This window comes from Pseudomonas sp. BF-B-30 (assembly GCF_019956305.1).
In the GTDB taxonomy this organism is placed as follows: domain Bacteria; phylum Pseudomonadota; class Gammaproteobacteria; order Pseudomonadales; family Pseudomonadaceae; genus Aquipseudomonas; species Aquipseudomonas jessenii.
The window spans coordinates 14136-28782 of sequence record NZ_JAHBDG010000026.1; the positions used below are offsets into that span (position 1 = coordinate 14136).

At 57.7% G+C, this 14647-nt stretch carries 15 protein-coding genes; 7 read left to right on the forward strand and 8 right to left on the reverse strand.

Annotated elements, in window-relative coordinates; all coding sequences use genetic code 11:
• Positions 1-65 precede the first annotated feature (65 nt).
• From KGB29_RS15205 to gfa, 6 genes are all read left to right on the forward strand, one after another.
• Positions 66-1415, forward strand: a complete 1350-nt coding sequence (locus KGB29_RS15205) for an MmgE/PrpD family protein (RefSeq protein ID WP_150813151.1) — start codon at positions 66-68, stop codon at positions 1413-1415.
• Between the two features lie 47 nt (positions 1416-1462).
• Positions 1463-2497: a GlxA family transcriptional regulator gene (locus KGB29_RS15210; RefSeq protein ID WP_159389924.1), complete on the forward strand. Its 1035-nt coding sequence runs from the start codon at positions 1463-1465 to the stop codon at positions 2495-2497.
• Between the two features lie 97 nt (positions 2498-2594).
• Positions 2595-3746, forward strand: coding sequence for an MFS transporter (locus tag KGB29_RS15215; protein ID WP_150813153.1), 1152 nt, complete (start codon positions 2595-2597; stop codon positions 3744-3746).
• A gap of 139 nt (positions 3747-3885) precedes the next feature.
• Positions 3886-4527 (forward strand): dimethylsulfonioproprionate lyase family protein, encoded by a 642-nt coding sequence (locus tag KGB29_RS15220; protein WP_223508087.1) that lies wholly within the window; start codon positions 3886-3888, stop codon positions 4525-4527.
• The gene (locus tag KGB29_RS15225; RefSeq protein ID WP_150813154.1) at positions 4514-5485 is read left to right on the forward strand and encodes an ornithine cyclodeaminase family protein; all 972 of its coding nucleotides are present in this window, start codon (positions 4514-4516) and stop codon (positions 5483-5485) included. The genes KGB29_RS15220 and KGB29_RS15225 overlap by 14 nt, the downstream gene beginning before the upstream one ends.
• Before the next feature lie 524 nt (positions 5486-6009).
• Positions 6010-6588: an S-(hydroxymethyl)glutathione synthase gene (gfa, locus tag KGB29_RS15235; protein WP_150813155.1), complete on the forward strand. Its 579-nt coding sequence runs from the start codon at positions 6010-6012 to the stop codon at positions 6586-6588.
• A gap of 82 nt (positions 6589-6670) precedes the next feature.
• On the opposite strand, the gene KGB29_RS15240 is transcribed toward gfa, so the two are convergent.
• The 5 genes from KGB29_RS15240 to KGB29_RS15260 all read right to left on the reverse strand — a co-directional run bounded on the left by KGB29_RS15240 (position 6671) and on the right by KGB29_RS15260 (position 10983).
• Positions 6671-7438 carry an ABC transporter ATP-binding protein gene (locus KGB29_RS15240; protein ID WP_150813156.1) on the reverse strand — a complete coding sequence of 256 codons (768 nt, stop codon included), beginning with the start codon at positions 7436-7438 and terminating at the stop codon, positions 6671-6673.
• 30 nt (positions 7439-7468) lie between these two features.
• Positions 7469-8182, reverse strand: coding sequence for an ABC transporter permease (locus tag KGB29_RS15245; protein ID WP_150813157.1), 714 nt, complete (start codon positions 8180-8182; stop codon positions 7469-7471).
• Positions 8179-8868, reverse strand: a complete 690-nt coding sequence (locus KGB29_RS15250) for an ABC transporter permease (RefSeq protein WP_150813158.1) — start codon at positions 8866-8868, stop codon at positions 8179-8181. The genes KGB29_RS15245 and KGB29_RS15250 overlap by 4 nt, the downstream gene beginning before the upstream one ends.
• Positions 8869-8960: 92 nt before the next feature.
• Entirely contained in the window at positions 8961-9740 is a 780-nt protein-coding gene (locus tag KGB29_RS15255) for an ABC transporter substrate-binding protein (protein ID WP_371319465.1), read from the reverse strand.
• Between the two features lie 73 nt (positions 9741-9813).
• Complete coding sequence (locus KGB29_RS15260) at positions 9814-10983, reverse strand: M20 aminoacylase family protein (protein ID WP_150813160.1); 1170 nt, start codon at positions 10981-10983, stop codon at positions 9814-9816.
• Between the two features lie 85 nt (positions 10984-11068).
• Between KGB29_RS15260 and KGB29_RS15265 the strand changes: the two genes are divergently transcribed.
• Positions 11069-12058, forward strand: a complete 990-nt coding sequence (locus tag KGB29_RS15265) for a LysR family transcriptional regulator (protein ID WP_191625412.1) — start codon at positions 11069-11071, stop codon at positions 12056-12058.
• A 115-nt stretch (positions 12059-12173) separates the two neighbouring features.
• On the opposite strand, the gene ctlX is transcribed toward KGB29_RS15265, so the two are convergent.
• From ctlX to KGB29_RS15280, 3 genes are all read right to left on the reverse strand, one after another.
• Complete coding sequence (gene ctlX, locus KGB29_RS15270) at positions 12174-13130, reverse strand: citrulline utilization hydrolase CtlX (RefSeq protein WP_150813161.1); 957 nt, start codon at positions 13128-13130, stop codon at positions 12174-12176.
• A 252-nt stretch (positions 13131-13382) separates the two neighbouring features.
• Positions 13383-13862 (reverse strand): Lrp/AsnC family transcriptional regulator, encoded by a 480-nt coding sequence (locus tag KGB29_RS15275; RefSeq protein WP_007974731.1) that lies wholly within the window; start codon positions 13860-13862, stop codon positions 13383-13385.
• A 12-nt stretch (positions 13863-13874) separates the two neighbouring features.
• Positions 13875-14636: an ABC transporter ATP-binding protein gene (locus tag KGB29_RS15280; RefSeq protein WP_007986657.1), complete on the reverse strand. Its 762-nt coding sequence runs from the start codon at positions 14634-14636 to the stop codon at positions 13875-13877.
• Between the last annotated feature and the right edge of the window lie 11 nt (positions 14637-14647).

Here is a 14647-nt window from a genome sequence, read left to right on the forward strand (position 1 = left end):
AAAGGTTGCCCTTCCCCGGGCAACTTTTTTATCCGTTTCGGCGTTCATCATTCAGGAATCATGAAATGCAGTTGTATTCATTCGTCCAGAATTTCAGTTACAAGGACGCGCCCCTGCATACACGCGAGCTGGTTAAAACTTGCCTGCTCGACATCATTGGTGTGGCCGCCGGTGCTCGCGATAATCAAACCAGCGTGATGCTCAAAACCTACGCTGACACCCACTACTCTGCCAACAAGCTGTCCAGCCGACTTTGGTTCGACGGCAGAGCCGTACATCCATTGGGCGCCGCGTATGCAGGCGGTTTCTGCGTTGATAGCCTGGATGCACATGAAGGTCACTTCACCTCCAAGGGGCATGCGGGTGCAACGGTTGTCCCGGCCATTGTTGCATTGGTAGACGCGTATCGCAGTCAGGGCAAAGATATCAGTGGCGAAGAATTCCTTAGCGCACTGTGCATTGGTTACGAGACCGCGTTGCGTGCAGGCCAGGCATTGATGGCCACTGCCCCGGAATATCATGCCTCAGGCGCCTTTTCCGGGATCGGGGTCGTTTGCGCCGGTGCCCGCTTGCTGAAGCTTGATGAAACAACGTTCCGTCATGCGCTGGGTATCGCGGAATACTTTGGACCCAGGTGCCCGATGATGCGCCTGGTGAGCTTTCCGACGATGTTGCGAGATGCCCACGGCGCCGGGGCGTATGCCGGACTGAACGCGCTACTGATGGCGCAGATAGGTGTCACTGGCGCGCCAGCCGCCACCGTTGAACCTTTGGAGATCTCCACTTTCTGGCAGGACATCGGGACCCGCTGGGAGATCGATGAGCAATATTTCAAACCGTGGCCGGTATGTCGCTGGGCGCAACCGGCACTCACGGCCATGACCGATTTGATGCGAGCACATCCAGTCATCTCTGCTGAGTTGATCGAGACCATCGATGTCGAGACATTCCACGAGTCTGTGTGCTTGCAGGGGCATTTTCCGAAGAATGCGGATGAGGCCCAGTATGCGCTCGCGTTTCCACTGGCCGCCTTGATCGTTCGTGGAAAACTGGGCCCTGACGAAGTCACCGGGGATTCCATTCATGCGCCGGACATTTTGAACATCAGCGGGAAGATAACCCTTCATGAGGCGCCCGACCTGTCCGCCAGGTTCCCGGAGGAAATTCTCTCCCGCGTCACCGTTACCCTGAAAGACGGCACACGTCTGACGAGCCCAACCGCGACGGCCAAGGGCGACCCCGGCAACCCGATGTCGAGTGCTGAACTCACGGCTAAGTATCATTTACTGGCTGATGACAGCTTGGGATCCACGCTCAGCAATGCGATCAAGAACAGTATTGAAGCACTGCTTGAGAGTGATAACTGCCAGTCATTCTTTGATTTGTTGCTGTCTGCTCCAAAAACCGCTGTCTAGATTGCGCAACGGTTTCGTAGCTATTGGTCAGGTGTCAAAGAGGATATATGCCATTCGTATTCGAGAGCGTGCTTAAAGACAAGAACATGGGGTACTCCTACACGGCGGAGAAACCATTGAAGCCGCAGGCGGTGACTCGTGTAGCTTTCGTGCTTTTGAACAATTTCTCGATGATGTCGTTCACTGGCGCTATCGATGCGCTGGTGACCGCCAACCTGATTAGCGAGACACCGGCGTTTGAGGTGTTGACGGTCGGCATCAAGAACCGTCTGGTGATGAGCGATCTGGGAATTGCGATTTCAGCGGACCTGGAGTTATCCCAACTACCGGATCGTATTGACGTTCTGATCGTCGCTGGTGGTTTGCGGGTGAAGCTGATCAGCGACCCGCTATTACGGCGCAAGCTACGTAACGTTGCCTCTCTTGGGGCGACCATGGGCGGTTTGTGGAATGGTGCGTTTTTTCTCGCGGAAGCTCAGTTAATGGACGGTGTCGAGTGTGCCTTCCATCCAGATGGGCGAGCGATGATGGAGGATGTTTTCCCCAAAGTCCTGGTCACCTGTCGAACTCACGTATTAGATAAAAACCGTATCACGTGCGCCGGCGCCAGCAGTTCGTTACGAATGATGCTGGAGCTCATCACCGCAAAACAAGGCGTGTCGCTGACCCATGCTGTCGAGGAAATACTCAGTTGCGATCAAACTGCTGAAGTCTCCGGGATATCGACTGTGATTGTTGACTCTGACCCCACTTTGCCACAAACCCTGAAGCTCGCTTTAGAACTGATGCAAAAGAATATCGAAGAGCCGCTATCGATCGACGAACTGGCTGAATGTGTGAAAATTTCCCGACGACAATTGGAGCGGCGCTTCTGCCGCTTCGTGGGCGCCACGCCCACACGTTACTACCTTGAGCTGCGCTTGACTCGAGCGCGACAGCTTATTCTGCAGAGCAATCGGCCGATCACCGATATCGCGATTGCGACCGGCTTCTGTAGTTTCGCCAACTTCCATATGCGCTTTCGTGACTTCTTTGGCGTAGCGCCGAGTAGTTATAGAGCGACGTATGAGCGCAGGCGCTGAGTTTTCGACACCCGCGCACGCGCAAAACATACAAAACCCGCACTGTCTAAGCCGCGCAAATGATGGCTAGCATCATCGATAAGGATTACCGAGAATTATGAATGCTCCATCGCCGGTGCTGATCTCCGCCGCGAACCACAACGAGCGGATGTCTACACGCATCGCCTTTCTTATCGCGGGCTTACTCATGTCCGCGTGGGCGCCGCTGGTTCCATTAGTTAAAGCCCGCGCTGGCCTGGACGATGGTGGTCTGGGATTGCTGCTTCTCGGCCTGGGTGGTGGATCAATTGCGGCCATGCCCTTCGCTGGATATCTCACGGCACACTATGGATGCCGCCCGGTCGTAATCTGGGCGACGATTGTCTTGTGTGCCGTTCTTCCGCTGTTGAGCACCATGGAGTGGCTGCCTGGCCTGGTCATAGCTGTAATCATCTTCGGTGCCAGCATGGGCATGCTCGATTGCGCCATGAATATACAGTCCGTCATCGTCGAGAAAAACAGCGGGCAGACACTTCAGTCCGGCTTCCATGGCCTTTACAGCGTCGGAGGCATAGTGGGCGCCGGGGCTATGACCGCTTTATTGACCTTCGGGCTGGATCCACTGATTGCGGCGCTCTGTATCGTTACCACAGTTTTGGGATCGCTTTACAAGGCTGCGCCTACTTTACTGACCTATGGCACTGAACGGGGTGGGCCATTGTTCGCGGTGCCCAGAGGTATCGTGCTGCTGTTGGGGACGCTCTGTTTCATCGTCTTCCTGACTGAAGGTGCAATGCTCGACTGGAGCGCGGTATTCCTTGTCTCGAACCGAGGGTTAGAGCCGAGCATCGCCGGTTTGGGCTATGCATCCTTCGCCGCTGCGATGACGGTGGGCCGCCTGACGGGGGACGCCATCGTCAGCAAACTGGGCGGCGTGCGCGTCGTTGTGCTAGGCGGACTTTGCGCGGCCGCAGGCATGATCGTGTCACTTGGAATCGATGGCTGGCCCGCGTCCTTGATCGGCTACGCCCTGGTCGGGGCTGGCTGCTCGAACATTGTCCCAGTGATCTTTACCGCTGTAGGCCGCCAGCAACGTATGCCACAGGCGGTAGCCATTCCTGCTGTCATCTCGATGGGTTATGCGGGGATTCTGATAGGTCCCGTATTTATCGGGGCGGTCGCCCATCTGAGCACCTTGTCGTTCGCTCTGGGCTGTCTGATTGTCCTGCTGTTTTTTGTCAGTGCGGCAGCTCGATCACTTCGAAATTAACCGATTCTTTTCAGATGGGATTTCAGCATTGACCATTGCGAATTGAGCTTGATCGTTCAGAAATCCAAGAGACATCACGATGGATGTATCACTGAATTCTCAAAGGGACCTGCCAGGTATGTTCAAGAGGTAAAAGGTCATGCAGTCGTACCCACAGATGTCGGAACAACAACTCCTGATACAGGGAGTGGTGATGCGGGAGGCACTTGTGCGGATCCTGGCCCGGCATTCTCAAGTGAGTGGAGTTGATGGCGTGGATACAGAAATCTGTGTTCGCTCTTTGAGCAATGCGCGCCTCGACATCGGCTTGCCTCCCTTCTCGGGCGCCTCCCTGCCCGCTTGCCTGGAACCCACGGTAATGCGGGCATTGGCTGATGCTCCCCGAACGGAACGGGACTTCAAGATTCTGCTTTCGGCTCTTGAAGCCCTGCTATCCAGTAGTCGCTGGATAAAGCGATCCGCTTCAGAAGGGGACGATGGTGCTTTCGAAGAAAAGCACCGACATGCGCTGATTCTCGGCAAGGGCGCACTGCTTGAATGTTCGACTATGACAGTGGGGTTGGCGGTAATGGAGCCCGAACTTTGCTATCCGTACCACAAGCATCCTCCGGCAGAGTTTTATATCGTTTTATCGGAAGGTTATTGGTACCGGGAAGATGTCGGTTGGTGGAGTCCAGAGCCGGGCGGTGTGGTGTTCAACCCGCCATCGGCTGTCCATTCCATGAGGTCAACCGACAAGCCGTTGCTGGCGCTTTGGGGACTTTCCTATGCAGTGGATTGATGCACCGACAATCCGCAGATTGCTCGACTATCCAAGCTTATGTACCACTTTCGCCCAGGCACATGGAGAACCGCTACCTGTCATCGCCGATCTATGCCTGGAGCCCCCTGGTGGCGCTGATCGTTTTATGTTGCGCCCCGCTTGGAGCGAACGGCAAATGGTCGGAGTGAAGCTTGCCACCGAGTTTCCTGGCAACCAGCACCGACACCCGGCCTCACCTTCGATACAAGGCGTCTATGTCGCGTTTGATGGCATCACCGGCGCCCCTTTGTTCATTGCTGATGGCGCCGCCCTCACCGCCCGTAAGACTGCCGCCGACTCGGCCCTTGGACTTGATCTGCTTGCGCGCCAGGATGTCCGAACGATGCTGATGGTCGGTGCCGGTGACATGGCTGGCCCACTGATCGAGGCATTCACGGCGATGAGGACGTCATTGCGCCAGGTTTGTATCTGGAACCGCACTAGACCTCGCGCAGAGAAACTGGCTGTCGAGCTTCAAATACCCGGTGTTGAACTCACTGTGGTCGATGATCTCGACGCGGCGTTACCTGCGGCTGAAGTTATCTGCGCCGCAACCATGAGCGACCAGCCGTTGATCCGTGGCGCCCAGGTTGCACCGGGCACACATGTCAATCTGGTGGGTAGTTGGCTACCGCATATGCGTGAAGCCGATAACGATGTTTTGATTCGCGGCCAACTCTATGTGGACTTTCGACCAACTGCCCTGGCAAGTGGCGAACTTCAGCTTCCGTTAACGTCAGGTGTTATCTCCTTCGACGATATATCTGGCGATCTGTTTGATCTGTGCGTTAGTGCTCCCCCTCGCTTCACCAGGGATCAAATCACTGTGTTCAAGAACGCCGGTGGAGCCCACCTTGACCTTTTTACGGCTCAACTATTGGCGAGGAGACTGGGTGTTGAACAAGCGGCGCTGCAGGTCGAAAACGAGTCCACCTAGCTCTTGTTCACGCCTCGAAGAAATGACATTTCGATCAGTACCGCCATTCTATACCGGGCCACACGGCCACGACGCTCAGCATCCACCAGCCCGAAAAGTATGGTAGCGAAGATCTCCGACAGCACAGGGGCGGCAATATCGAACTGTGTCTGAAGCTATCTGTGCTTCAGCCAAGCAAGGGGCCAATCTGGATAGCGGAAATTTTCTCCCGCTCGACCAAACTGCGCCGCTTCCAGGCCTACCTGCTACGACACCAGAATCGACGCTGGACGAGTGGGAATCCACGAGCAATAAGAAACCGCTTGCTACCCGGTTTTCAGGGCGTCTTTGAACTATGATTTTCTCTGGGATACCGGAGGCGACAGCCACTCTTTCTCCCCGTGGTCGCTTGGCCCAGGCGATCTTCGGGTCGATAAATCCAAAGGCGTCGAGGGTCGCACCCTGTTGCCGAAGATGTTCCAGGATGCGATGAGGTGCACGGCCCAAGGCACTTTCGTCTGACACCCTGAAACGGAGAAGCCAACGTGAACACCTTGAAACTTCACCCTGCACTGGACAATGGTATCCAGCCTGCCGCTGCGAATTTCACAGGAGGCACCCTGCAATGCCTGTGTGCGACCGACAAGGTCGAGGTCAAGATCGACGCACAAACCCTGCATAACCACGCGTGCGGCTGCAGCAAATGCTGGAAACCGCAAAACGCGATATTCGCTGTCATTGCCGTAGTACCGCGGGATAAGGTCAGCGTCACTGCCCACGGTGAAAAACTGGCAATTGTCGACGAAACCGCCACCATTCAGCGGCACGCCTGCAAGCAGTGCCACGCCCATCTCTTCGGGCGCATCGAGAACAAAGACCATGCATTTTATGGTCTGGACTTCGTCCACACCGAGCTCTCTCCCCAACGTGGATGGGCTGCGCCGAGCTTCGCGGCGTTCGTGTCCTCCATCATCGAAACCGGCACACCGCCAGCACAAATGAAGGCCATCCGTGAGCGCCTGCGCTCGATCGGCCTGGAGCCCTATGACTGCCTGTCCCCGGACTTGATGGACGCACTGGCGACTCATGTCGCCAAACAGAAAGGCCTGCTCCCCGCCGCCTGATTGATCGGCCGCCGCGGTTTCTTCGTCGGACCGCGGCCCCGACATCCCCCAAAAACACTTCCCGCACACTGGGCGCGACAGGTTACTTCAGACTACCCGACAAAAACTGTTTCAACCGCTCGCTACGGGGCTGTTCCAGCACAGCGCTCGGCGCCCCCTGCTCCTCCATCCGGCCCTGATGCAGGAACATGACGTGGTTCGACACCTGCCTGGCAAACGCCATTTCATGGGTGACCACCACCATTGTCCGGCCCTCTTCGGCAAGCTGCTGCATGACTTTGAGCACCTCACCCACCAGTTCGGGATCCAGCGCGGAGGTCGGCTCATCGAACAGCATCACCTGGGGCTCCATGGCCAGTGCGCGGGCGATAGCAACGCGCTGCTGCTGGCCGCCGGAAAGATGGACCGGATACTGGCTTTCAACCTTGGCTGGCAGACCTACCTTGGCGAGGTAATGACGCGCACGCTCCAGGGCTTCCCGTCGACCGATGCCCAGCACACTCATCGGGCACTCAATGAGGTTTTCCAGCACCGTCATGTGGCTCCACAGATTGAAGTGCTGAAACACCATCGATAGCTGGCTGCGCACAACCTGCAACTGCCGGGGATCGACCGCACACAAGTTGCCACTTTTGTTCTTGCGGGTCAGTAGCTCCTGCGAATTGATGATGATCCGCCCCGCCGACGGTTGTTCCAGATGGTTGATACAGCGTAGGAAGGTACTTTTCCCGGACCCGGAGGAGCCGATGATGCTGATCACATCACCCGCTCTGGCCTTTAGCGAAACACCCTTGAGCACTTCGTGGCTGCCGTAGTTTTTATGGACATCTTCAACGATCAATTTATACATGCGTGCAAGTCCGATGATTCAGGGTGTGGTTCAGTGCGTGCGAGGGTTAAGGTAGGCCAGCCAACGCAGTTCGCCGCGCCGAAACAGCCAGATCAGGAAAAACGCGCTGGCGGCATACAGCACCCCGGCAATGCCGAATGCGCTGAACGAGGCGTAGGTCGCCGAGTTGACGTCGCGGGCAATTTTCAGTAAATCGGGCACCGTGGCGGTAAACGCCACCGAGGTTGAGTGCAGCATCAGAATCACTTCATTGCTGAAAAACGGCAGTGCCCGGCGCAACGCCGACGGCAAGACAATTCGGCGATAGAGCGTGAACCGACTCATCCCATAGGCGCGGGCAGCCTCGATTTCGCCGTAGGGCGTCGCCCTGATCGAGCCGGCAAAAATCTCGGTCATGTAGGCACAGGTATTGAGACCGAACGCAAGCACCGTGCAGTTGAAGCCGTCGCGGAAAAATGCATTGAGAAAGTCCTGGGACCGAACCACGTGCAGGCTGTACACCCCGGTGTAGAAGAACAGCAGCTGGATGTACAACGGGGTACCGCGAAACACATAGGTGTAACACCAGACCGGTAAACGGAGCAGCGGATTGCGGCTGACGCGGGCAATCGACAGCGGCACCGCGAGCAGGAAGCCGATCACCACCGACAGAATCAACAGCCACAAGGTCACTGCCAACCCGGAAAAATGCGGTCCATCACTCCACAGGTAGGCCTGCCAGTAGTCTTCGAAAATGCTGGTCATGGCGCAACCTTCCTGACACCCACCGAATAACGGTGTTCAAGCCACAGCAACACCCCGTTGGACACCGTGGTGATAGCCAGGTAGATCAGGCCGCCCACCAGCGTGAAATAAAAGAACTGCATCGAACCCTTGCCCGCATCCTGGGTGGCCTTGACCACGTCGGTCAGGCCGATAATCGAGACCAGCGCCGTGGACTTGATCAACACCTGCCAGTTATTGCCTATACCCGGCAACGCATGTCGCAGCATTTGCGGGAACAACACCTTGCGAAAGGTTTTCCCCCGGCTCATGCCGTAGGCCCGTGCCGCTTCGAGCTGGCCGGCCGGAACGGCCTGGAAGGCACCGCGAAACGTCTCGGTAAAGTACGCCCCGTAAATGAAGGACAAGGTCACGACACCGGCCAGAAACGGGTCGATGTCGATCTGACTGAACCCCAGCCAATCGGTCATTCGGTTGAGCAGCATCTGCAGACTGAAGAACAGCAGCAACATGATCACAAGGTCCGGCATGCTGCGGATCACCGTGGTGTAACCCGTGGCCAGAGCCCGCAGTAAACGGTTGGAGGACAATTTGGAACTGGCGCCAAGCAGGCCCGCCAGGACCGCGATCAACAATGACCACAGCGCCAGTTTGATTGTGGCCAGAGTGCCCAGCAGGATTTGCGGGCCAAAGCCTTCCAGAAGCATTTCACTCTCCTTGTTTTTATTAGGTTGAGGTGAAGGGGTGGCTCAAGCAGAGCGGTCTGGTCGACCACCCTGCCCAACGTTGTGAGGGGGCGTTATTTCGCGCCGTAGACGTCGAAATCGAAGTACTTTTTGTTGATTCGCGCGTAAGTGCCGTTGGCCAGAATGGTCGCCAGTGCCTTGTTCAAGTCTTCGCGCAACTCGACATCGCTCTTGCGCAAGCCGATGCCATCACCGACGCCGAAAAAGTGCGGGTCATCCAGGGTCGCGCCGGCAAACTCAAAATCCTTGCCCGGCGCCGTGCCCAGGAAGCCGTAACTGGCTTGAATAGCACCCTGCAGGGAGGCATCAAGTCGGCCCACCACCAGGTCGGCGTACACCTGGTCCTGATTCTGATAGGACAACACCTCCACTCCTTTCTTCCCCCAGACGGCTTTGGCATACGCTTCCTGGGTCGAGCCCTGCTCCACACCAATGCGTTTGCCCTTGAGCGATTCAAAGGTCGGCAACAGACCCGACCCGCGCTTGACCACCAGCCGTGCCGGCGCATTGGAGACCTTGTCGGTAAACGCAATCTGCTCAAGACGCTTGGGCGTCACGGTCATCGACGACGCCACTGCGTCGAACTTGCGCGCCAGCAGTGCCGGGATCATCCCGTCCCAGCTGCTTTCAACCCAGACACAACGGGCTTTCAGTTCTGCGCACAGTGCTTCGGCGATGTCGACCCCGAAGCCAGTCAGGGTGCCGTCCTGATTTTTGTATTCCAGCGGCGGGTACGTAGGGTCGACCCCCAGTCTCAAGACTTTGCCAGACCAGTCGGCGGCGCCGACCAGGCTGGATGCCGTCAAGCAAACCAGTGAAACAGCAGCAATCATCTTGTTCATTGTTATTTTCCTCTTCAGACCGCAGACGTTCTTTGTACAGACTGACGCTCGGCAATACGGCGTCTCAACTCAGAAAACGTTCGACCAGCTTGACCCAGTAACTCGCCCCGATCGGCAGGCAGGCATCATTGAAGTCATAACCGGGGTTGTGCAGCAGGCACCCGCTCTCCCCGTCGCCGTTGCCGATCACCAGATAGCTGCCGGGGCATTTCTCCAGGATGAAGGCGAAGTCTTCACTGGCAGTAAAGGGCCGCAGGTTATCGATCAGTTGCCCTTCCCCCAGCCACTCCCGTGCGACCTCCCGGGCGAATGCGGTGGACTCGGGATGGTTGATCAACACTGGATGACAATGCTGATAATCGATTTCGGCCCGGGCACCGAAACTGGCGGCCTGACCGTTGACCAACTCGGTGATTCTGACTTCGAGCAACTGGCGAATCTCGGGGGTCAATGCGCGCACGCTCAGGCTCATCTGTGCGCTGGACGGGATGACATTCGAGGCAGTTCCGGCATGAATGGAACCCACCGTGATGATCGCCACGTCCTGCGGGTTGACGTTGCGCGAGACGATGCTTTGCAATGCGATCACGATCGACGAGCAAACCACCACCGGATCGACCGCTTTGTGCGGCACCGCGCCATGGCCGCCGTTACCGATGATGTTGATCGTCACGGTGTCGGCAGACGCCATGAACGGTCCGCTGTAAAAACCCAGGTGCCCGGCGGGGTAGCCCGGCACGTTATGCATGGCGAAGATCGCGTCACAGGGGAACCGTTCGAGCAGGCCTTCTTCCAGCATTTTCCTGGCGCCGCCCAGCCCTTCTTCGGCGGGTTGGAAAATCAGTTGCAAAGTACCCTTGAACGCCCGGGTCTGCGCCAGGTGCCTGGCGGCCGTCAACAGGGTGGCCGTATGACCGTCATGGCCGCAAGCATGCATGACGCCGTCGATCCGGCTGGCGTAGGGTAAACCGGTGGTCTCCTGAATCGGCAGTGCGTCCATGTCGGCGCGCAGACCGATGGACCGGCCCTCACCATTTTTCAAGGTGCCGACGACGCCTGTCTTGCCGACACCGGTGCTGACCTGGAAACCCCACTGAATCAAACATGCGGCCACTTGCTCGCTGGTAGCGAACTCTTCAAAACCCAGTTCGGGGTGCGCGTGCAGGCTGTGACGCAACGCGATCATTTCATCCTGCATCGCTGCAATACCAGGCAAGACATGGCCGGCGTTCATTATTGTATTCCCTCGAAAAGACCTGAGCGGTCGCTGAGCTGGATCTTAGGGAACGGAGTCTGGGCTGGGGAGGCCCAGTTTGGTTATGATGACAACCACAAGTTGTCACCAGGGTGAGCAGATGAAACTGCATCAATTACAAGCACTGATTGCCAGCGCTGAAACCGGCAGTATCCGGGCGGCGGCGCGTTCACTGGAGATTTCCCAGGCGGCCGTGACCAAAGCGCTGCGCGAATTGGAAACCGCTCAGCAGTTACCGCTGTTTACCCGAACGCCCAGCGGTCTGAATTTCACCGAATACGGAAAAGTATTGCTGACTCACGCCCGCCTCGTGATCAAGCAACTCGAACATGCGCAAACCGAACTCGATCACATGCGTGGCAAGGCTCAGGGGCGGCTCTGTGTAGGGATCACGCCCTGGATAGCCCTGACCTTCCTGCCTGAAGTGGTCCTGGCCTTTCGTGAGCGCATGCCGCAAATCCGCCTGGAGTTGTTCGAAAGCCTGATGGCCGTGGCCCAGCCGCTATTGCGCGACGGCAGCATGGATTTTGCGATCGGCCAGCTTCACCCTGCGCAATCAACGCAGGAGTTCGCCTGCGAAACGCTGCTCGATTACCAGACCTCGGTGTTGGTGCGTCAGGGCCATGCCCGGCAGAGCGCTCGATCGATCCATGAACTGCTGGAGGAAAACTGGACGCTGAACTACGCACCCGACGGACACGACGGGCTGATGCAGGAGCTGTTCTGGCAACATGGCGCACAAATCAATGAAAACCGTATCGTTCGCGCCCACTCACTGGCGATCCTGCAGATGATGGTCGAGCAGGCCGACATGTGCACCTGGGGGCCGTCCATCGTCAGTATTGCCCCACCCTTCCTCGGCCGAGTGGTGTCCCTGGACCTGGCCGAGCAGTTCGAGCCCAGACATCTGAGCATCGTGACACGCCGCAATGGAGCGCTGAGCAACCCTGCGCTGTGCTTTACCGATTGCCTGTTGCAGGTGATTCGGCGCCATGCACGTTCGGCGAAGAAGGAAGATCGGCAATTGTTTGAAACGCTGCGGTTGTTGGTTTGATTAGCGCCTCGGCTGTGAAATCGCAGCCGGCGGCAGCTGCATTCGCCGTGCTCATCTCTACAAATGAGATGAATGCGGACATACAGGGGCTGCCGCCAGCTGCGATCTTTTTCGGTTAGTGATCCAGGCCGCTGATAGTTGCAAGGCAGGCACTGCCCCCCTGCTTGGGCAGGAATACCTCGGCCAACATGCAGCGCGCGCTGCCGCCACCGATGCGCTCGATGGTGTCGATGTTCACCGGCAACGGCGTGGTGTGAGCTTCGATCAAGCGACGCTGATTGGCGTCCAGTGATTGCCAGGCTGTGCGCGACATCACCAGCAGCGGCTCGCCCGCTGCGCTGTGCACTTCCAGCATGTTGCCGGCAAAGGACTCCAGTTGCGCCCAGTTCAAGGCGATGACCTGTTTGCCGCTGGTTTCGAGCCGTTCACGCAGCGCCGTACGCTCGCCCGAATGGGGCAAGGACGCCAGGCAAGCCACCGCCAGGCGGGTGCCGACACTCATCATCACATTGGTGTGATAAATCGCCACGCCCTGGCGATCCACCGCGTTGAACGCACAGAGTTCATAGCCCAAATGGGTGACCAGCTGATCCAGGGCCTGGGCGTGGGTGCGTGTGGAATACCCGGCGTAGCAAATCCGCTGTTGCCGATCCAGGACCATGCTGCCGGTGCCCTCCAGGAAAACCTCCTGCTCTTCGAGGCTGGACAGGTCAAGCAACTGCTCGACCCGGTATTCGCCCAGCAGCCCGTCGAGTACACCTTTGTCCCGCTCCAGTCGCCGGTTGTGGCCCTGCATCGGATACAGCACCAGGGTGCCATCCGGGTGGCTGCTCCACCAGTTGTTGGGGAAGATCGAGTCCGGGGTATGGGGCGCTTCTCGATCGTTATGCACCAGGACTTCAACGCCGTGCCGACGCAACGCGGCGACATAGCCATCGAACTCGGCAAGGGCCTTGAGTTGAACGTCTTCAGCAACGGTTGCCGGACGCTGGAAGCGGTTGTTCGCCGCCGTGTCCTGATTGAAGGAGAAACGTGTCGGGCGAATCATTAAAACCGTATTGGTGGTTTGCATGGGCACAGACTCAATGAGGGTCGAGAGAGGCTCATTGTCTGTTTCGAGGTGGGAAAAACCCGGTTGATAACAGCTGTTGCGCTGATGAAAACGGCTGAAGATTCTGACCCCTTCAGCCGATTCGGTGAACAACACAAAGCAAATGTGGGAGCGGGCTTGCTCGCGAAGGCGCAGGGTCATCCAACATCAATGTCGACTGACACACCGCCTTCGCGAGCAAGCCCGCTCCCACAGTTTTTATCCGTTTGTCGCTTACTCCATCGTGGTCTTGACCATCGCCAGTTCCGGGTGGCTGACCAGTTTGTCGATGTGCAAATCCGGGTCGTCAAACCAGACTTCGGTCAACACCCGGTAATGTTCCATATCACGGCAGCGCATGCGCAGGCTGTAGTCGAACGCACCGCTGATCAGACGACATTCCAGCACCTGCGGACAGGCGCGGACCTTGGCCTCGAAGGCCTTTTGCGCCGCGCGTCCGCTCTGGTTCGACAACGCCACCAGCACCAGCAACGACAAGCCCGGCGTCAGCTTCTTCTCATCGAGAATCGCACCATAACCGCGAATGACCCCAAGCTGTTCCAGCTTGCGCACCCGTTCCAGACACGGCCTGGGGGTCAGGTGCACGCGCTCGGACAGCTTTTGATAGGTGATGCGCCCTTCGTGGCGCAACACTTCAATGATTGCCTGATCGATACGATCAAGCACGATCGACAGATCGCGGATATCCGCCATGTACGCCTTGCCTCACTTCAAACGACCCGATAGAAATTGCTGCAAACGTTCACTGTTTGGCCGGTCGAGTATCGTAGCATCACCCTGCTCTTCGACCCGGCCCTGATGCAAAAACAACACCTGGCTGGAGACCTGCCGGGCAAAGCCCATTTCGTGGGTCACCATCAACATGGTCCGGCCCTCTTCGGCCAGTGCCTGAATGACCTTCAGGACTTCACCCACCAGCTCCGGGTCGAGCGCCGAGGTTGGCTCGTCGAACAACAGGATTTCCGGTTCCACCGCCAGGGCACGGGCAATCGCCACCCGCTGTTGCTGCCCGCCGGACAGAAACGCCGGGTACTGATCGGCCACCCGTTGCGGCAGGCCGACTTTGTCCAGATACGCCCGAGCGCTCTCTTCGGCGGCCTTGCGACTCATGCCCAGGACTCGACACGGCGCCAGCACGATGTTCTCCAGCACGGTCAGGTGGCTCCACAGATTGAAATGCTGGAACACCATCGCCAGTCGCGTGCGCAAACGCTGCAACTGCTTCGGATTGGCAACGCGCATGCCGCCAACGCCCTGACGGGTGAGGACTCGCTCGCCATCCAGAGCAATGGCGCCTTCGTCCGCCCGTTCCAGAAAGTTGATGCAGCGCAGCATGGTGCTTTTGCCCGATCCGCTGGCGCCGATCATGCTCACCACGTCCCCTGCCCTCGCGTTTAACGAGACGCCCTTGAGGACTTCGTTGTCACCAAAACGTTTATACAGATTTTCAACCGTGAGTTTGTACATGCGAATACTCC